The organism is Qipengyuania marisflavi, assembly GCF_005884405.1.
Classification (GTDB): Bacteria; Pseudomonadota; Alphaproteobacteria; order Sphingomonadales; family Sphingomonadaceae; genus Qipengyuania; species Qipengyuania marisflavi.
Genome location: NZ_VCAO01000002.1, coordinates 368,324 through 386,621 on the forward strand (window position 1 = coordinate 368,324; position 18,298 = coordinate 386,621).

14 protein-coding genes and 2 tRNA genes are annotated in these 18,298 nt (G+C 61.6%); 6 read left to right on the forward strand and 10 right to left on the reverse strand.

Annotation, left to right across the window (positions count from 1 at the left end; genetic code table 11):
- Positions 1-108: 108 nt before the first annotated feature.
- Entirely contained in the window at positions 109-1,746 is a 1,638-nt protein-coding gene (locus FEV51_RS06365; protein WP_138617063.1) for a lysine--tRNA ligase, read from the forward strand.
- Positions 1,747-1,773: 27 nt separating this feature from the next.
- Entirely contained in the window at positions 1,774-2,868 is a 1,095-nt protein-coding gene (locus tag FEV51_RS06370; protein ID WP_138617065.1) for a PAS domain-containing protein, read from the forward strand.
- A 10-nt stretch (positions 2,869-2,878) separates the two neighbouring features.
- Here the strand turns inward: FEV51_RS06370 and FEV51_RS06375 are convergent, their stop codons facing one another.
- Positions 2,879-3,547, reverse strand: a complete 669-nt coding sequence (locus tag FEV51_RS06375; protein ID WP_138617067.1) for a prolyl hydroxylase family protein — start codon at positions 3,545-3,547, stop codon at positions 2,879-2,881.
- A 102-nt stretch (positions 3,548-3,649) separates the two neighbouring features.
- Here FEV51_RS06375 and FEV51_RS06380 point away from each other — a divergent pair, with 102 nt between their 5' ends.
- On the forward strand, positions 3,650-4,210 hold the full coding sequence (locus tag FEV51_RS06380) for a cytochrome b (RefSeq protein ID WP_138617069.1): 561 nt from the start codon (positions 3,650-3,652) through the stop codon (positions 4,208-4,210).
- A 94-nt stretch (positions 4,211-4,304) separates the two neighbouring features.
- On the opposite strand, the gene FEV51_RS06385 is transcribed toward FEV51_RS06380, so the two are convergent.
- Entirely contained in the window at positions 4,305-5,291 is a 987-nt protein-coding gene (locus FEV51_RS06385; protein ID WP_246034464.1) for an RcnB family protein, read from the reverse strand.
- Positions 5,292-5,485: 194 nt separating this feature from the next.
- Positions 5,486-7,165, reverse strand: coding sequence for an energy-dependent translational throttle protein EttA (gene ettA, locus FEV51_RS06390; protein WP_138617071.1), 1,680 nt, complete (start codon positions 7,163-7,165; stop codon positions 5,486-5,488).
- Positions 7,166-7,299: 134 nt separating this feature from the next.
- On the opposite strand from ettA, the gene FEV51_RS06395 reads away from it, so the two are divergent.
- The 3 genes from FEV51_RS06395 (at position 7,300) to FEV51_RS06405 (ending at position 11,194) form a co-directional block, all read left to right on the forward strand.
- On the forward strand, positions 7,300-8,496 hold the full coding sequence (locus FEV51_RS06395; protein WP_138617073.1) for a glycosyltransferase: 1,197 nt from the start codon (positions 7,300-7,302) through the stop codon (positions 8,494-8,496).
- Positions 8,497-8,543: 47 nt separating this feature from the next.
- On the forward strand, positions 8,544-9,911 hold the full coding sequence (locus FEV51_RS06400) for a M20/M25/M40 family metallo-hydrolase (protein WP_138617075.1): 1,368 nt from the start codon (positions 8,544-8,546) through the stop codon (positions 9,909-9,911).
- Between the two features lie 101 nt (positions 9,912-10,012).
- Positions 10,013-11,194, forward strand: a complete 1,182-nt coding sequence (locus FEV51_RS06405) for a GGDEF domain-containing protein (RefSeq protein WP_171033056.1) — start codon at positions 10,013-10,015, stop codon at positions 11,192-11,194.
- On the opposite strand, the gene FEV51_RS06410 is transcribed toward FEV51_RS06405, so the two are convergent.
- From FEV51_RS06410 to FEV51_RS06440, 7 genes are all read right to left on the reverse strand, one after another.
- Positions 11,191-12,339, reverse strand: a complete 1,149-nt coding sequence (locus FEV51_RS06410; protein WP_138617079.1) for a DUF1501 domain-containing protein — start codon at positions 12,337-12,339, stop codon at positions 11,191-11,193. The two genes, FEV51_RS06405 and FEV51_RS06410, sit on opposite strands and share 4 nt — an antisense overlap.
- A 2-nt stretch (positions 12,340-12,341) precedes the next feature.
- On the reverse strand, positions 12,342-13,742 hold the full coding sequence (locus tag FEV51_RS06415; RefSeq protein ID WP_138617081.1) for a DUF1800 domain-containing protein: 1,401 nt from the start codon (positions 13,740-13,742) through the stop codon (positions 12,342-12,344).
- A gap of 55 nt (positions 13,743-13,797) precedes the next feature.
- Positions 13,798-15,153 (reverse strand): MATE family efflux transporter, encoded by a 1,356-nt coding sequence (locus FEV51_RS06420; RefSeq protein ID WP_138617083.1) that lies wholly within the window; start codon positions 15,151-15,153, stop codon positions 13,798-13,800.
- Between the two features lie 64 nt (positions 15,154-15,217).
- Positions 15,218-15,294 (reverse strand) — tRNA-Pro (locus FEV51_RS06425).
- Positions 15,295-15,329: 35 nt separating this feature from the next.
- Positions 15,330-15,402: transfer RNA gene (locus FEV51_RS06430), tRNA-Ile, on the reverse strand.
- Positions 15,403-15,478: 76 nt separating this feature from the next.
- Positions 15,479-16,480, reverse strand: coding sequence for a polysaccharide deacetylase family protein (locus FEV51_RS06435; protein WP_138617085.1), 1,002 nt, complete (start codon positions 16,478-16,480; stop codon positions 15,479-15,481).
- A gap of 46 nt (positions 16,481-16,526) precedes the next feature.
- Complete coding sequence (locus FEV51_RS06440) at positions 16,527-18,272, reverse strand: sensor histidine kinase (protein WP_138617087.1); 1,746 nt, start codon at positions 18,270-18,272, stop codon at positions 16,527-16,529.
- Positions 18,273-18,298 lie beyond the last annotated feature (26 nt).

Consider the following 18,298-nt stretch of genomic DNA (forward strand, 5'->3'; position numbering starts at 1 on the left):
TGCAAAAACAAATTGCCCGCGCAGATATTTCTCAAAACCCCCACTTAGGTGGTCCAAGGTCGGTGCAGCACTTGCCTCCAACCCTTTGCGCTGCAAAGGGCTGCGATCATGACCGAACAAACCCTGATCGAAGCCGCCCGCGTGTCCAAGGCCTGGCCTTTTCAGGAGGCGCAGCGGCTGCTCAAACGCTATCCGCAGGGCAGCAAGCCCGATGGATCGCCCGTGATCTTCGAAACCGGATATGGCCCCAGCGGCCTGCCCCATATCGGCACCTTTCAGGAAGTGCTGCGCACCACGCTGGTCCGGCGCGCGTTCGAGGCGCTGATTGGCGCGAAGCCCGAGGACGGCAAGACGCGGTTGATCGCGTTCTCCGATGATATGGACGGTTTCCGCAAGGTGCCCGACAATCTGCCCAATCAGGACATGCTGCGCGCCCATCTGGGCAAGCCATTGAGCCGTATTCCCGATCCGTTCGATCAGGGTCACGCCAGCTTTGCCGCGCACAACAACGCCAAGCTGCGCGCCTTCCTTGACCGATTCGGGTTCGAATACGAGTTTATCGCGGGCAGCGAGCGTTACAATTCCGGCGCATTTGACGATGCGCTGAAGAATGTGCTCGCGCACAATCAGGAAATTCTGGACATCATGCTGCCTACATTGCGGGCGGAACGGGCGGCGACATATTCACCGATCATGCCGATCTCGCCCACGACTGGCACGGTGTTGCAGGTGCCGGTTGAAGTGGTCGATGCCGCTGCGGGCACGATCCGTTTCGCTGACGAGGATGGCAGCGTGGTCGAGCAATCCGCGCTGGGCGGCATGGCCAAGCTGCAATGGAAGGTCGATTTCGCCATGCGCTGGGTGGCGCTGGGCGTCGATTACGAGATGTATGGCAAGGATCTGACCGATACTGGTGTGCAGTCGGGCAAGATTGCCCAGGTGCTGGGCGGGCGCAAGCCGGACGGGCTGATTTACGAGCTGTTCCTCGACGAGAATGGCGAGAAGATCTCGAAGTCCAAGGGCAACGGGCTGACGATAGAGCAATGGCTTGAATATGGCAGCGAAGAGAGCCTTGGCTTCTATATCTTTCCCAATCCCAAAAGCGCCAAGCAGTTGCACGGCGGGGTGATCCCGCGCGCGGTGGACGATTACTGGCAGTTCCGTGAACGGCTGGCGAAGCAACCGCTGGACAAGCAGCTGGGCAATCCGGCGTGGCATCTGCTGCGTGCCAATGGCGGGTTTGACGCGGCAGAGGCTCCGGGCGCGGGTGACAGCCTGCCGGTGACTTACGGCTTGCTGCTCAATCTGGTGGGCGTGCTGGGCGCGGGCGCTGACCGGTCGCAGGTGTGGTCCTATCTGGGCAATTACATCGCCAATCCCGACCCTGCCGAGCACGCTGAACTCGATAAGCTGGTCGGCACCGCGCTGGCTTACAACCGCGACTTCGTGGCGCCCACGCTGGTCAAGCGTGCACCCACTTCGGGCGAGGCGGCGGCGTTGGCATCGCTTGACCAGAAGCTGGCCGAAACAGGCGCCGATACGACCGCCGAATACCTGCAAACCATGATCTATGAGATTGGTAAGCAAGGAGAGTTCGGCTTCGAGAATTTGCGCGATTGGTTCCGCGCGCTATACGAGACGCTGCTGGGATCGCCGCAAGGGCCAAGAATGGGCAGCTTTATCGCTCTTTACGGCATCGACAATTCGCGGCGTCTGATTGCCGAAGCTTTGGCGCGTACAACTTGAAGATATAGCGACTGGAAGACGATTGCGATGTCAAAGGACGATATTCCCGACCGGCAATCCGTCGGCAAACAGGTCGACATGGAAATCGACCAGCGTGATGTCCACAATGAAGCCAATGTCGAGCCTGAGAATCTGCGCATCGACAGTGCCAAGCTGTTCACTCAGGCGACTGAACAGACCCGGATGGCGCTGTGCCTGTGTGACCCGTTTCAGGACGATATGCCGATCGTCTATGTCAACGAGGCTTTCACCGATGTGACAGGCTATTCGCGCGAAGACGCGGTTGGGCAGAATTGCCGCTTCCTGCAGGGTGAAGACACTACGCCGGAAGCCATCGAGCGGGTGCGCGCTGCGATCAAAGCGCAGGAAGTCACGGTTATTGACATCCTCAATTACAAGAAAGATGGCACGCGCTTCTGGAACGCGCTGCATGTCGGCCCCATCTTCGACGATGATGGCGAACTGGCGTATTTCTACGGATCTCAGTGGGATATCACCGCAATCTTCGACGCGCGGGAACGCGCGATGGAGCAGGAACGCGTTGCGGAAGAGCTGCAGCACCGCACGCACAATCTGTTCGGCATCATCACCTCGATCATCTCCCTGTCCTCGCGAAACGAGAGTGATGTGGCGACGGTCATCGACAAGATCACCGACAGGATTACCGCGCTGGCACGGGCTCACAAGGCATCCATTGCGCCTGGCGGGCGGGCAGCTGAGGCAGCCAGTCTGCGGGCATTGATCGATTCCGTCATGGAGCCCTACCGAACCTCAGCAGAGGGGCGGATCAAGCTGACCGGAGAGCGCGCCGAACTGCATCGCAATATGGTGACGCCAGTGGGCCTTGCGCTGCATGAGCTGGCGACGAATGCCATCAAATATGGCTCGCTCAGCGATCCTGGCGGATCGGTGTGCATCGACTGGGAGGTCGATGGCGATGATATGCGGATTTGCTGGATCGAACGCGGCGGACCGTCACCGGACAAAGACCCCCAGACCAGCGGTTCTGGGACGGGATCACGCATCGTGCGCGGGGTTTTGCAGGGGCTGGGCGGCGATATCGATATGGACTTCGAGCCCGAAGGCCTGAACGCAACGCTGCGCTTTCCCTTCGCAGGCTAGCCAGGCTTTCCTACACCCATTTGCGCGTGCGATACCATTTGGTGAGGACGTATTTCGCGCCCGCAACCACCGGCGTTCCGGCGTGCAGCGTATCGAGATTCGGTGTGCCGTCGGGATTGGCATTGTTCCAGATCAGCAGCACGCCGGGCTTGGGTTCGATCAGTGCGCCGACTTCGACGAAATGGGTGTGGCCTCCCTCTTCAACCGTGTTGAGGAAAGCCATCGCAGTCCAGCTGCGCTGCCCGCCGCGCTTGTTCTCACCCTGCCAGTATTCCTGGTCGGTATAGAACCAGTCGTTATGCGGCTTGAACTCCTGGCCGGGCAGATAGCGCTGGCCCTGAATGGTCTCGCCGCAATTAGAATTGACGCCCAGCAGATCGTCGATGCGCCGGGAAATGGATTGCACAAACGGATCACGCGCGTCGAAATTGCCGGAGTAGGAAGTGCGGAATTTCTCGACATAGGCGGTCAGATGCAGCTCGCTGGGCTTGGCCACCACGTCGATCAGTTTCACAAACCGTTCGCACTCCAGTGGGGTCAGGAAATCGCCCACGGCAAAGATTTCGGCCTTGTCGGTCGGGACTTTGTAAATGCTGGGATCGGCTTCGAGTCGCTTCCTCACCGCCGCGCCAGCGCGCTTGAGGGCATCCTGATCGGGAACGTTAGCGGTCTTCGACATCGCGGCAAGTGTTAGCAACTGGCGCGCAAGTCGCAAGACACTCGCTTGCCCCTTTCCAGCGAACAGCTAAGTTCGCGCGCATATTTCCACGGGAGCCGATCTATGACCACCAATACCGCCGCCGCCCGCCGCTATTCCACTGGCGCGATGATTTTCCACTGGCTGATCGCGATTTTGGTGATCGTGAACTGGCGGATCGCCGAGGCTGCCGAACATGCCGAAATGCCTGCCAAGGCGGAGATATTCGCCGATCACAAGGCGCTGGGGATTGCCATTCTGGTGCTGACGCTGGGTCGACTGATGTGGCGCTGGACGCATCCGGTTCCACCGCTGCCGTCAACGTTGAAAGCATGGGAAGCGAAGCTGGCGCGCTTTGTCCATATCCTGTTTTATGTGCTGCTGATCGGTTTGCCACTGGGCGGTTGGCTGGCAAATTCGCTGGCGGGCCGCGCGGTTGAGTTCTTCGGCATGTTCACCATTCCGGCACTGCCAGTTGGGTCCAATGAGGAACTGGGCAAGACGATCTTCGACCTCCATGCCACCGGCGGAGAGATCTTTATTTACCTGATCGGCCTGCACATTCTGGGCGCGCTGAAACACACTTTCTTCGACAAGAACGGCGGCATCTTCCGCATGTTGCCGTTTGGCAAGGTGCCCGGCTGACGAGCAAAGAAAAACCCCCGCCGATCGCTCGGCGGGGGTTCGGTGGCTTCCCGGATCCACTCTCAGGCCCGGGTCGCAAATCCAATTCCGGATATTACCAGAAGAAGTCGTAGATCACATCGACCACTTCGCCGCTGTAGATATCGACCAGCATTACGTCGTCGTAATACCGGACCCAGCGATAGGGGCCGTAAGCTTCTGGCAGGCGATAGCGCCACGGATCGTTGATCTGGTAACGACTGCCGAAGAACACGCTGCCTAGGCGGAAGCCGATGTTGATCCGGCTGTAGCGATAATTCCTATAGGGCGAGTAATAGCTGCCAAGGTGGAAAATGTTGCGATTCGACTGGCGATAATTATACCAGTTATAACGGTTGTTCGTGCGCCAGTAATTGTTGTTCCAGCGGCTGTATTCTCGCCAGCGCTTGCCATCGTAATACCGGGCCTGGCGGTTGGCGTCTCGGCGGCCATCGCGATAAGCGTCACGGCGGATTTCGCGGTGATTGTAATTGTGGCCATCGCGGCTTTCCGTGCGGTGACTGGTCGAACGATCACGGTCATGGCGTGCATCGCGGTGACTGGTGGTCGTCTGGTCGCGGCGTTCCGAAGTGTTGCTGCGGTCGCGGCGCTGGTCACGATAGGTGGTGTTGCGTTCAGCAGTATAAGTCCGGTTGCGCTCGGTATCCTGCTGGCGCGGTGCCTCGGCACGGCGGTCGCTGCGGTTCCATTCGCGCCCGCTGCGTTCTTGCCCTCTTTCCGAGGCATTGGTGCTGGCTCCGCGGCGCTGCGCGTAGTCTTCACGAACACCCTGACGGGCCTGATTTGCTGCCTGCTGCTGCTGAGCACGCGTTGCGGTCTGGCGTTGCTGCTGGCGCGTGGCCTGAGGCTGCTGCGTAGGGGCCGGAGCCTGCTGACGGGCCTGTTGGCTAGCGGCGCGATTGTCGCGTTTCTCCTCACGAGCCTGCTGGCGATCATCACGATCACGCGGCTTGGCTTCGGCAGAAGCAGGAAGTGCGGTCAGCGCCATCGCGGCGGCCAAGGCCCCCAGCGCGCTGCCCTTCAAGAATTTGGTAATAGACATGGAGCGAGTCCTTCCTTCGTGTCGCCGCTCCACCACCCGCGGCTCTATGTCGATGTCACCGTTCTACACTATCGCCCTGTCCCGAAACTGAACCGGTCCGTCAGGGTCCCGTTCATGTTTCAAAGGCTTTAGATAAACAACGAGCCCGGCACGGAGGACCGGCCGGGCTCTTGGCTGTCATCTTGTGAGCCGGTCTAGCGCGTGAGCTTCTTATACGCCAGCCGGGTCGGGCGATCCGCCGCATCGCCAAGGCGGCGGCGTTTGTCTTCTTCGTATGATTCGAAATTGCCTTCAAACCATTCGACATGGCTGTCGCCTTCAAACGCCAGGATATGCGTGGCCAGACGGTCAAGGAAGAAACGGTCATGGCTGATGACGACGGCGCAACCGGCGAAGTTTTCAATGGCTTCTTCCAGAGCGCCCAGTGTTTCCACGTCAAGATCGTTGGTCGGTTCATCAAGCAGCAGCACGTTGCCGCCTGCTTTGAGCATCTTGGCCATGTGGACGCGGTTGCGTTCACCGCCGGACAGCTTGCCGACGTTCTTCTGCTGGTCGCTGCCCTTGAAATTGAACGCCCCGACATAGGCGCGGGTCGACATATCGTGACCGTTGACCTTCATGTAATCGTGCCCTTCGGAGATTTCCTCCCACACGTTTTTCTTGGGGTCGAGGTGGTCGCGGCTCTGGTCGACGAAGCCCAAGTGAACTGTCTGGCCGATATCGACATCACCGCTGTCGGGTGTTTCCTTGCCCGTCAGGATGCGGAACAGCGTGGATTTGCCCGCGCCGTTGGGGCCGATCACACCGACGATGCCGCCGGGCGGGAGGATGAAGGACAGGTCTTCAAACAGCAGTTTGTCGCCATAGGCCTTGGAGACGTTCTTGATCTCGATGACCTTGCCGCCCAGCCGTTCGGGCACCTGAATAACGATCTGCGCTTTGCCTGGCTTGCGGTCGCCCTGCGCGTCCTGCAACTGCTCAAACTTGCGGATACGCGCCTTGGACTTGGTCTGGCGCGCGGCGGGGGTCTGGCGAATCCACTCCAGCTCTTCTTTCAGAGCCTTTGAGCGACCGCTTTCTTCACGCGATTCCTGTTCGAGGCGCTTGGCTTTCTTCTCCAGATAGGTCGAATAATTGCCTTCATACGGGTAATAGGTCCCGCGATCGAGTTCGAGGATCCAGCCGACCACATGATCAAGGAAATAGCGGTCATGGGTGATCATCAGCACCGCGCCGGCATATTCCTTGAGATGGTTTTCCAGCCATTCGACCGATTCGGCGTCGAGGTGGTTGGTCGGTTCGTCGAGCAACAGGATTGACGGTTTCTGGATCAGCAGACGGGTCAGCGCGACGCGGCGTTTCTCGCCGCCGGACAGGCTCTCCACGGTCCAGTCACCCGGCGGGCACCGCAAAGCTTCCATCGCGATTTCAAGCTGGTTGTCGAGCGTCCAGCCATCAACCGCGTCGATCTTTTCCTGCAGCGTCCCCATTTCTTCCATCAGCGCGTCGAAATCGGTGCCATCCTGCGGGTCGCCCATTTCGGCGCTGATCGCATTGAAGCGGTCAACCATGTCAGCCACTTCGCGCGCGCCATCCTTGACGTTTTCCAGCACGGTCTTGGTGGCGTCCAACTCTGGCTCCTGCGGCAGATAGCCGACCGTGATGTTCTCGCCCGGCCATGCCTCGCCGGTGAAATCGCTGTCGATCCCCGCCATAATCTTCATCAGCGTGGATTTGCCTGCGCCATTTGGGCCAACGATCCCGATCTTGGCACCCTGATAAAATTGCAGGCTGATATCCTTGAGCACCGGCTTGGGGGCACCGGGGAAAGTCTTGGTCATGTTCTTCATGACATAGGCATATTGCGCGGCCATCGGGCTTGTCCTTCGAAACGCTGGAGGGGAGGCGAGGGGCGCCCCCGCGATATATGCGCGCCAGATAGTGCCCGCAGCGTCTTGGGGCAAGCGCGGGATTGGCTTGATGCAGGCTTTGCCCTAGCGCGGGGAGGATGTCTGCACCGCCTGCCAGCCAGAACACCGACCTGCCGCAGGTCGCCATCCTGTTCACGCACTTCGCCCCCTATCACATTGACCGCATCGAAGCGGCGGCGCGGCGATTGGCGGGCCGGGCGCGGGTGCTGGCGGTGGAGGCGGCGGATGCCAGCGACGAATATGCATGGGAACCGGCGCGCGCCTTCATACACGCCAAACACCTCGTGCTGTTTCCGGGTCGCGTTTATGAACAGGTCGGGCGTTTCGAGCGGTTGCAGGCCTATGCCGAAACGCTGCGCGGGGCGGAACTGGTGCTGACCGGAATACCCTATTCCGAACCGGACATCGTCGCACTGGCGTGGCGCAGGCGTGCGCGCGGGCGGCGGATCGTGGCGATGACCGACAGCAAGTTTGACGACAAACCGCGCAATCTGCTGCGCGAGCAGGTCAAGGCGCGGCTGCTGGCGGGGTTCTCTGGAGCGATGGTGGCCGGACTGCGCCAGCGGGCCTATCTGGAGTTTCTGGGCTTTGCGGACAAGCCGCTGGTGCCCGGTTATGACACTCTGAGCGTCGAACGGGTGCGCGCGCTGGCAGGCGATATCAAGATTGCGTGGGCTGAGCGGCCGTTCGTCTTTGTCGGGCGGCTGGTGGGCAAAAAAAACCTGCCGACATTGCTGGCGGGTTATGCGCGCTATGCAGAGCAGGCGGGCGGCAAGGCGCGGCGGCTGGTGCTAGTCGGCGATGGCGAGCAGCGCGCAGAGCTGGAGGCGCTTGCCGGACAGCTTGGCATCGCCGGGACTGTCGATTTTGCCGGGCTTCAGGTATCGCGCATCGTGGCGCAGCATCTGGTGCAGGCACTGGCGCTGTGTCTGGTCAGTACCGAGGAGCAGTGGGGGCTGGTGGTGAATGAGGCGGTCGCATTGGGCATCCCCGCCATCGTTTCGCCCGCAGTCGGCGCGCGCGATGCGCTGGTGCGCGGCGGGGTAACTGGCCATGTTGTCGAACCGCAATCGCCCGAAAGCATCGCCCGCGCTATGACCGTGATGGCTGCGGATGAGGGTCAATGGCAGGCTATGTCGCAGGGCGTCACCCAGCGCGCATGGCTGGCTGATGCCGAACGGTTTGCTGATGCAACGGAGCTGCTGTTCGATCCGGAAAACCCGGATGCGGCGCGTGATATCCAGCGGTTTTGGGATGCCTGCGAGGCGGGCTGACGGCTGCACACTGGACAGCGCCGAACGCTGCATCTAGCACCCCCCGCATGATCAAAACTCCAGTCGCTCTTGCCGCCCTCAGCCTCCTTGCCTCCACCCCTGCTCTGTCAGCCACGCCAGCGGAACAATCCGCGGATCAGGCGCTGTCGGGTGACACCATTGCATGGGATTTTCTGGAAGGGATTACGACAGAAGTCGGTCACCGTCAGGCCGGGACAGAGGCGGAAACGCGCGGGCGCGTCTGGGCGATGAAGTGGCTGCGCGCCAATGGCTTTGCCAATGTCGCGGATGAAGCATTCATGATGCAGACCTGGGTGCGCGGCGAAGAAGAGGCGGCGATTGTGGCCCCCTTCGCCCAGCCAATGATCATTACCGCGCTGGGCAACACGGCCTCGACAGGTGCCGACGGTGTGACAGCAGAAGTTGTCTATTTCCCCAGCTATGCCGATCTCCAGGCCGCCCCGGCGGGCAGCTTGCAAGGCAAGATTGCCTTTATCAGCCACTATATGCGCCGCACTCAGGATGGCTCGGGTTATGGTTTCGCCGGGCCGGCGCGCTGGACGGGCCCGGGGCTTGCCGCGAGCAAGGGAGCACTCGCCACAGTCATCCGCTCGATCGGTACCGAAGACCACCGCACGCCGCACACGGGGGGCACAGCCTTTCCTGACGGTGTGGCGGCAACGCCCGCTGGCGCGCTGTCCAATCCAGATGCCGACAATCTGGAACGGATGTTCGCGCGTGCCGGGGGCAAGCCGATCACCATGCATCTGACGCTGACGCCGCGCTGGCTGGGCGAAACGCAAAGCGGCAATGTCGTCGGAGAGATAGTCGGTCGCAATCCTTCCTTGCCACCACTGTTGCTGGCCTGCCATCTCGACAGCTGGGATCTGGGCACCGGCGCGTTTGACGATGCCGCAGGCTGCGCGATCATCGCCGCAGCGGCCAAGTGGGCGACCAAGAATGGCCAGCCGCTGCGCACCATTCGCCTGCTGTTCGCCGGAGCCGAAGAAACCGGGCTGTGGGGCAGCAAAGCCTATGCCGCCGCGCATCAGGACGAACCGTTTATGGTTGGTCTGGAAAGCGATTTCGGGGCCGACCGCATCTGGCGCATTGACAGCAATTTCACCAAGACCACGCCTGATCTTTATGGCCAGCTTGCTGCCGCAGTCGCGCGGTTTGGCGTTGCTCCTTCGACAACCCCGGCCAGTGGCGGTGCCGATTTGAATGTCATGCGCGAACAGCAGGGGGCGCTGGTCGATCTGCAGCAGGACGGCACCCGCTATTTCGATCTGCACCACACACCCGACGACACTCTAGACAAGGTCGATCCCGTACAGTTGCGCCAGAATGTAGCGGTTTGGGCAGCGACTGTGGCGGTTCTGGCAAATCACCCGGACGCGATTGTCGTTGACTGAACTGTTTCTTTCAATGCCTGTTGTTTACTTGCCGTCAATCTAGTTCTGGTAGGTCCGGCACAGGGGTTGGGTCGGAGTTAATGCGAGAATTAATCCTTGGAATGATCACGCCATTGATGGCGGCAGTGTTTGTCGTTGTCTTCGTCGTGATGTGGCGCCGCGGGCGAATGGACACTTATGTCTTGGCGTTTGCGCTCGCCTATTTCTCGCTTGGAACCGGGTTTATCGCGACGCATATCGTCCCTGACACCTCCGCGCCCTATGTTTTCCACCTTACACAGTTCTTCTATTCCATCGGCGTAATGGCAGTGGTGTGGGGTGCCACGAGGCGCGTTGGCCACACTGTGCCAATCCCTTGGCTATTGGGCGTTTACGCAATTTCTGCGGTAACACTGGGCGCGGCAGTTCTCAGTTCGCAAGACACTGATCCGCGGTTGTTTATCGTCAACAGCGGCTATGGGGTGATGTTCCTGATCGGCACGCTGGCCCTGATCACCAGCCCGCGCCGCGAGGCTATCGACAAGCTTGTGATCGCCCTGTTCGTCCTGTCGGCAGTGCAATTCTTTGTGCGTCCGCCACTGACGATGCTGTCCGAAGGGCTGGTGAATGCCGGGGAATACCGCGAATCGATCTACTATTCGGTGCTTAATGTCGCAGTGACGATCCAATCTTTGATGACCGCTGTGACACTGATCGGGGCCTGCGCATGGGACCAGATGCGGACCATGCGCGATGCGTCCGAACTGGATCATCTGACCGGACTGCGAATGCGCCGCGCATTCGAGCAGGAAGTTATTGCCGCGCTCGACAAGGCTAGCCGCGAGGACGTGCCGGTCGGGCTGATCATTGCCGACATCGACAATTTTAAGAGCGTGAACGACGTTTACGGCCACCAGCGCGGTGACCGGGCGATTGCCGGATTTGGCACGGTGATCGCCGACATGATTCGCGAAACCGATATTGCCGGCCGTGTTGGCGGCGAAGAATTCTGCATTCTGGCGTGGAATTGCGACGGCGACAGCCTGAGCGCGATGGCGGAACGTATACGCGCAAAATTCGCCAGCACCGCTGTCGATGGGATGCCTTCCGAACAACGCCTGACCGCCAGCTTCGGCACCTCCGCCCGTCGCGAGGGCGAGGGCTATGGCAAGCTGTTTGCACGCTGCGACGCGGCGCTGTACCGCGCCAAGAATGCCGGGCGAAATCGGGTCGAAAGCGTCGAGGCCGACAAGAGCGCAATTGCTGTCGTTCTCGGCGGCGCTGACCGTAGGGCCAACGCTTAGGCTATCAGCCCTTCCATCGCCCGCTGATTGCGGCCCGGGAACATCGTGTCAAAAGTTCGCACTGGATCTAGCCCGAAATGGCCGCTGAGCGCGCCGGTCAGGAATGCTTCGACCGAGCCTGTGGGCATCAAATCGCGGCCTTCGTAAAGCTGCGACGGGGCGAGGCCCGGCCAGTCACTGACCACGCGGCCACCATTGACTGCGCCGCCCAGCAGCAAGCCAGCGCTGGCGGTTCCGTGATCGGTCCCCTTGGTCCCGTTGATCGCGACAGTCCGGCCGAATTCGGTAACTACGGCGACCACTGTGTTGGCCCACATCGGCCCTATCGCATCATGGAATGCGCCCAAGGTCGCATCCAGATTGGCCAGCGTTTTCTTCAGTTGCAGTTCCTGACCCGCATGGCTGTCCCAGCCGGGCAGGTCGACCATTACCAGCCGCGCGCCCTCGGAATTGTCCATCAGCCTGGCGGCCAAATTGCCCAACTCCACGGCACCGCGCAGATTTTCACCCGCACTGTCGCCTGCCAAACCACGGGTTTTGATTGCGGAATCCCACATCTGCTCCAACTGGGGATCGTGCGAATACAGGCCGCGTACCCGGTCGACCAGTTCACCACTCGCATCGGGCAGCTTGGTCGGGGCATAGCTGGTCACCGGATTATCGCCGCGCATCGCCAGCGGCAGTGTGGGGGCGATAGCCAGCGCCGGGAAGTCCTGCGCCGGCATCAGCCCAAGCGCGCGGTTGAGGAAACCGTCGCGGCGCTCGTAAGCTTTCAGACCACCCGATTCGAGCAGGTTCTGCGCATCAAAGTGTGAACGCTCGCGGTAATTTGTCGCAATCGCGTGCGCGACCAGCGCATCACCTTGTGCGTAGAATTCTCCCACGCGTTTGAGCGCGGGGTGCAGGCTGAACATGCCGCCAAGCGAGGGTGCGGAGGCATAACTGTCTGACCACGCCGCCCGCGCACGGGCAAAGCCGGGATCGCCAGTCGGCGCGGCAATAGACAGGCCATCGGCGGCACCGCGCAGGATGATCACCATAAGGCGTTTATCAGTCGCTGCCGTGGCAGCCGTGATCCGCGCGCCGGACATGGACAATGCGGCAAGCCCGGCGCCGGCACCCAAAATCGTGCGTCTTGACATCATGATCATCTCCGCAACATTTCGGGTGACACCATCAACAGGGCCAACGCCATCTGATTGCTTTCAGCGGCATCGATGGATGCCTGCGTGGTGGAAGATAGTGCGCCGGGGAACATGGCATCGGCCAGCTCGCGAACATCTGACAGGCGTGTCTTTTCGGCAATGGCTTCAGCCGCTTCAACTCGGCGGAACAGGGCATCCGGCCCCATCCAGCTGTCCGCCCGGTCGTCCCAACCGGCAGGTGATGTTGGCGCCCAGGTTTCCTGTCCCAATTCAGAAAGAATTCTCGCCAGCCACCAGTCTTTCACCACTTGGTCGCCCGCTGCACGCAGCATACCAACGACCCATTCAAAAGGTTGCCGAACCTTGACCGGCTCTGGCGCCCAGGCCTCTGGCGAATCGATGATCGCGCGGTAAACAGTCGGCAGGTCTCCGCCGCTATCGTTGTAAGCTTGTTCAAGCCGGGCAACCATTGCGGGCGGCGGGACATCGCCTGCGAAATGCCGTGCCAGCTTGGTGGCAAGATGACGCGCAGTGGAGGGGTGCAGCGCCAGATCATCAAGGATCGCAAGTGCTTGTCCGGCACCGTCCTCACGATACGAACGGCCGGCAATGGTCCGAGTACCGGGTTCATGAATCGCGGAGAAAAAGGCGCTACCATTGTGCTGCGGAGCAGCCCTGGCAGCTTGCTGAATCCCCTGCACGGTCCAGCCGGTCAGTGCCTTGGCAAGCTCCAGCACGTCGGCCTGCGAATAGCCGCCATTTACGCCCAATGTGTGCAATTCGAGTATTTCGCGGCCAAGATTTTCATTAAGGCCACGCCCACCCTGCTGTGCACCGCTCCGGGTCATTGCCGCGCTGGCCGGCCCGGTTGAGCTGAATTGGTCGAGGTAAAACAGCATGGCGGGATGCAGGCTGGCAGCGCGCAGCAAATCGCGGAAATTTCCTGTTATGTTAGGGCGTATTGCCCCGAATTCGTAAATTCCCACCAGATTGGTGATCCGCTTCTTGCCCGTCGAAACGGCAAAATGGTTCGACCAGAAGTGGACAAGGCGTTCCATAAATGGAGTATCGGATTCGACCGCAACGCGGGTGCGAACTGCCACGTCGGCGGTGTAAATTGTCTTCACTTCGCGACGACCTTCGCGCGACATCTCTACTTGCTGCTTGCCGGCATCGGCCGCGCCGGTCTTGCCGATGTTGCGGCGCCGAGAGCGAAACTCGTCGACGTTGCTGACCAGCGAAGTCAATTGTTCAGCAGCGTAATCCTCTTGCGCCAGCTCTCCTGACCAAGGATTATAGGCAGCGATCTGGCCGCGCAGCCATGCCTTGGGATCGCGCGGCAATTCGTCGCCCTGGCGGTAGCCGAGGCCAAACCGGTTTAGCGCGATGGATGTGGGGGTCATGATGCCATGTCTCGTCTGCTGTGCCCCTGTTTAACGCGGGTGCCGCAGATTGGTTCTACGGCGTGAAGCTTCTGACTACGAGGCGGGGCATGAATGCTGCCTGTAACAAGGCACGCAGTGCCAGGAATGCGGTGAAGGAAAGCCACAGTCCGTGGTTGCCAAGCGGCCAACTGACCCACAGCAGCACGGCATAGCCCAGCGCCGCCCCTGCCATCGTGGCCAGCAATGCGCGGGTCCAGCTGGCACCCACATAGATCCCGTCAAAGACAAAGCTGGCCACTCCGGCAAAGGGGATGGCGACCAGCCACCAGTGCATTCCATAGGCAGTTTGCGCAACCTCCGGCGTGGCCGCGAAGCTGGCGATGATTGGCCAAGCGGCAAGCGAAAATATTGCTGCCAATACGGTAGCAGCTGCGAGCCCGCGTATCAGGATGGCACCTGTCATCTGGCGAAACCCTGTCCGATCCCGCGCGCCGGTGCGTTCGCCATGCAGCACTTGCGCCGCATTCTCGAACCCGTCTAGCAGCAGCGCGGTAAACACGAACAGCTGGTACAAGATGCCATTGGCAGCAAGCACCACCGGGCCGCGTTCGGCACTCAGCCGGGTCAGCGCGGCCAGCGCCAGCATCAGCACCACCGTGCGCAGGAACAGGTCGCGATTAACCGACAGAAAGGGGCGCAGCTGCGCCAGCCGTATCACGCCGCCCTGCCGCCAGCGTGCGGCCAGTGCGGCGCGGGCCGGACCGCCCAGCAACAGGCCAGCCACCACCAGCAATTTGGCATATTCGGCCACCACGCTGGACCAGCCGATCCCCGCGATACCCTGATCGAGCACCAATACGAGGAACAGACCCAGAGCGACATTGAGCAGATTGTATGCGACCTCGATAATCAACACCGCACGCATCCGGCGCTGGCCCACGAGAAAACCGATACAGGCGAAATTCGCCATAACCGCAGGCGCGCTCCAGTAACGGATTCCTGCATAGCTATAAGCCGCGTCATAGACTGCGCCGCTGGCCCCCAGCGCCTCCAGCATCAGCGGTAGCAGCAATGGGCGGGCGAGCAGCAGGACTGCCGCGATGGCACATCCCACCACCAGTCCGCGCAGTAATACTGCCGCCTGTTCCTGTACGCCGGAACGCGTACCGGCCTGTGCCACCAGTCCGGTGGTGCCGGTCTTGAGAAAGTTCATCACCGTGAACAGCACAGCGAACAGCCGCGCACCGACATCGACCGCGCCCTGGGTCGGGGCGTCGCCCAACTGCCCGACGATCCACATATCGCCAATACCGATCAGCGCGGTGGCGACATTGGTGACCATTGCGGGCAGGGCAATCGCCCAGATCGCGGCGTTGACGCGGGGAGTTTGCGGTTTGGGAGGAGCGGGGGGCTGCGTCTCAGCTGGCAATTGGCGTGCCTTCCGCTGGGCCAGCCGGGCGATCGCTGCGGCGGCCGGTCCTTGGTGGTGATGATGGTCGGGGAGACAGGATTCGAACCTGCGACATCCTGCTCCCAAAGCAGGCGCGCTACCGGGCTGCGCTACTCCCCGACACTCATCATCGTTCACTCATCGGCGGCGTCCGGTGGGCCCGGCAGGATTCGAACCCGCGACCTAGCCGTTATGAGCGGCCAGCTCTAACCGCTGAGCTACAGGCCCGTCGGAAACACCGAAAGCGAAGCGCCGCGCCTAGCGGGCAGTTGTCCGAAGGGCAAGCGGCGAAACCACCGATTTGTCAGACTATGACCGATTGCGTGATTTCGCGCACACTTGTGGGGCGCACACCGCGCTTCCCCAGATAGGCCAGCACCGATCCCAGCCAGTCATACAGCGCCTCTACATCAGCGGCATCGCTGACATAGGGCGTGTATCCGGGCGCCAGCGAAGGGCTGTGGAAACTCAGGATCAACACGGGCAATTCATCATCGATGGCAATGTCGATACCGCGTAATGCCTCCGCCTTGGTCACGCCTTCGGGGGTGAGGGAAATCCGCTCGAGCAACCCGGCACGCGATAGGACGCCGCCGACCTTGGGCACTTTCGCCGACAGCGGGAACAGCGTCTTGCCCAATTGCCGCAGCATTCCCCAATACACTGTGGTCAGCGGCAGTTCGAGCAGCGTCTGATCCGCATCGGTCCAGTAGGGGTTTAGCGGGTGGCGGCTGTAGTCCGGCCCGTGACCCGCGCTGTAATCGTAATTCGCCCGAACCGAGCTGTCGATCGCCACGCCCAGCTCTTTCAGCAGACCCGCGGTGTTGGGGCCAAGGCCATAGCGGCCCGCGCGGTAGATTTGCGGCGTCACGCCAAAATTCTCGGCAATCGCATCGCGCAACCGGGTCAGTTTCTCCCGCTCCAGCGGCTCAGGCAGGCTCCCGGCAAAGCTGTTGGCAGTCGATACTTCCTCGTCATGCGGCGGATTGACCCAGGGATGCAGCTGGATGCCAACCTCTGCGCGGCCTGCGCGAACGGCATCGCCCAGAATGTCCTGTGCTTCAGTGGATGTCGCGATGGGCCAGTCGATCAGATAAACCGGGACCACGCCGCGCTCTTCGCAAAAGCTTTGGAAGCGCGGCAGCGCGGACAGATGTTCCAGCCCGAAGCCTTCGCGCTGGAAGGGCGCATTCCAGTCGAATTCCTCTTCGGTATCAATGGTCAGCAATACGCGTTGCCCGAACCCGTGGGCGAAGCGCGCACGCTGATCTGAGGTCGGCGGATTAAGCAAGCTGCGGTTGGCGATGGTGCGGTGCTCCTGATGCGGTGCCCGGCGATGCCAGCAGAGCCGGCTAGCCCGCCGCGCGGTCGGGCTGGCCCATGGGGCTAGGCAGGCTGTCGGCGGGGGTCAATAGCGGCAGACTGAGCACCAGCCAATCGTCCACCCGCGCCAGATCGCCCCCCGCCGCCCGGGTTTCTGCCCGCGCCAGCCGCAACGAGAATCCGGCACCGAAAATCCCGGCGCTCAAGGTCCCGCCGCCGACGCGGGTTTCGGTGGAGAAAATGTCAGCTGCCGCCTTAAGCGATGCGGGCAGTTGCGCGCGCAAGGCGAGCTGGCCGTTCTCGACTTCGAAGGCCAGTTTCACCGCCTCGCCGGCGCCGATGGCTCCGGCAAGAGTTGCCAGCAAGCGCCAGGCCAGCACTTCGGCCTCTGCCTGCGCAAGCGCCAGCGGCGCGCGGTCTTCGCCAAAGCTGGCATCGAAGCGTGCCACACGCGGGCTGAGCACGCTTTGCAGCTGCTCAACCTGTGTACGGGCAATCGCGGCGAAATCCGCCTCACCCGGATCGAGATCGAGATCGCCGCTTTCGAGCCGTGCAAGCCGGTCCAGCTCGTCAAAACCCGCCAGAATGCGTGCGCTGTCACCGGCAATTGCTGCCGCGAGCGCGCGGTATTCGTGCGGAGTCGGACCGAACAGCTGCTGCTGGATGACCTCGGCGTAGCCTTGCATCGCATTAACTGGCGTTCGCAATTCGTGGAGCAGCTGGCGCAGTCGGTCCGCCGCCGCTTGCACGGTATCCTCACTGCCTGATACCGCGCGGCGGAAGCGGCCGACATAGCCCTGGAAACGTCCCTCTATGCGGGTAAAGCGCGGGGCCGCGTCGACCACCCAATCGCCGGTTATGCGCGCGGCACCGCGCAGCTGTATCGGCAAATCGCGCAGTGGCTGGCGATTGAGGAAGGCGGCTGCAACATCTTCCGCGGTGTCAGGGGCAGTGTGGACGGCGGCCAAATCCAGGCCGGTTACCATCGGCGCGATCTCAGGCTCTGCCCAATCGATTTTGCCCTGCGAATCGGTGCCAAAGGCGAAGCTGGCCAGCTCTTTGCGCTCGGCAGGCTGGTGCAATTCCGCAAGCGGCAGTGACGGGGCATCGCCTGCCGGAGTGCGCTCGCCGCGATGACGTTGGAACGCATCGATCCGCTCAACCAGTGCGCGAATGCCGCTGGGGTTTTCGGAGGCTGGCTCGGCTAAAGGTTCGTCCGCATCATTTGCAGGTGACAGAGCAAAGGGTTCAGGCTCGGTCGCCTCAGCAAGGGGTGCCGGTTTCTCTGCTTCGGGAGAATCGAGCACGGCGTCTTCGCCAAGTTCGAGGATATCGGGCATTGGCAAGGCGCGGTCCTGCACGCCCAGCCGGTCGAGCATCTGCACAGCCTCGTCCGGCAAATCGCGGCGATGACGAAGGAACCCCCGCGCCCGGATAGGCAGCTTGGGGATCAGATCCTGCCATTCCGTTCCGGTCAAATGCGCACGGTACAGCGCGCCTGCAGCGACCGCAGGGGCCGCGCTGCCAAACCACTTCACCAGATCAGGGTTGCGGAACCGCCAGCCGCTTTCCGCCACCAATGCGGCACGCGATTCCACAGGAATCATCTCGCCCAATGCAATCAGGCGCAGATAGGCCGCCGCCTTCAGAGACCGGTCACCGGCCTGCGGACGTTCGCCCAACAGGTCGATCAACTGCCGGAACTGCGTCCGCGCCGCACGCTCGCCCGCAGCGCGGTGGCGCAGCACAGTGGCAAGGCGGTCGTCGAAATGCATGTGTTCTCCAGCGGCGTCAGTTTGGG

Excerpts from the sequence above, each read along its gene's own strand:
- FEV51_RS06380 (WP_138617069.1), top strand. The coding sequence starts at position 3,650 with ATGACCACCAATACCGCCGCCGCCCGCCGCTATTCCACTGGCGCGATG.
- FEV51_RS06410 (WP_138617079.1), bottom strand. The coding sequence starts at position 12,339 with ATGATGTCAAGACGCACGATTTTGGGTGCCGGCGCCGGGCTTGCCGCA.
- FEV51_RS06400 (WP_138617075.1), top strand. The coding sequence starts at position 8,544 with ATGATCAAAACTCCAGTCGCTCTTGCCGCCCTCAGCCTCCTTGCCTCC.
- FEV51_RS06370 (WP_138617065.1), top strand. The coding sequence starts at position 1,774 with ATGTCAAAGGACGATATTCCCGACCGGCAATCCGTCGGCAAACAGGTC.
- FEV51_RS06385 (WP_246034464.1), bottom strand. The coding sequence starts at position 5,291 with ATGTCTATTACCAAATTCTTGAAGGGCAGCGCGCTGGGGGCCTTGGCC.
- FEV51_RS06440 (WP_138617087.1), bottom strand. The coding sequence starts at position 18,272 with ATGCATTTCGACGACCGCCTTGCCACTGTGCTGCGCCACCGCGCTGCG.
- FEV51_RS06395 (WP_138617073.1), top strand. The coding sequence starts at position 7,300 with ATGTCTGCACCGCCTGCCAGCCAGAACACCGACCTGCCGCAGGTCGCC.
- FEV51_RS06365 (WP_138617063.1), top strand. The coding sequence starts at position 109 with ATGACCGAACAAACCCTGATCGAAGCCGCCCGCGTGTCCAAGGCCTGG.
- FEV51_RS06405 (WP_171033056.1), top strand. The coding sequence starts at position 10,013 with ATGATCACGCCATTGATGGCGGCAGTGTTTGTCGTTGTCTTCGTCGTG.
- ettA (WP_138617071.1), bottom strand. The coding sequence starts at position 7,165 with ATGGCCGCGCAATATGCCTATGTCATGAAGAACATGACCAAGACTTTC.
- FEV51_RS06415 (WP_138617081.1), bottom strand. The coding sequence starts at position 13,742 with ATGACCCCCACATCCATCGCGCTAAACCGGTTTGGCCTCGGCTACCGC.
- FEV51_RS06375 (WP_138617067.1), bottom strand. The coding sequence starts at position 3,547 with ATGTCGAAGACCGCTAACGTTCCCGATCAGGATGCCCTCAAGCGCGCT.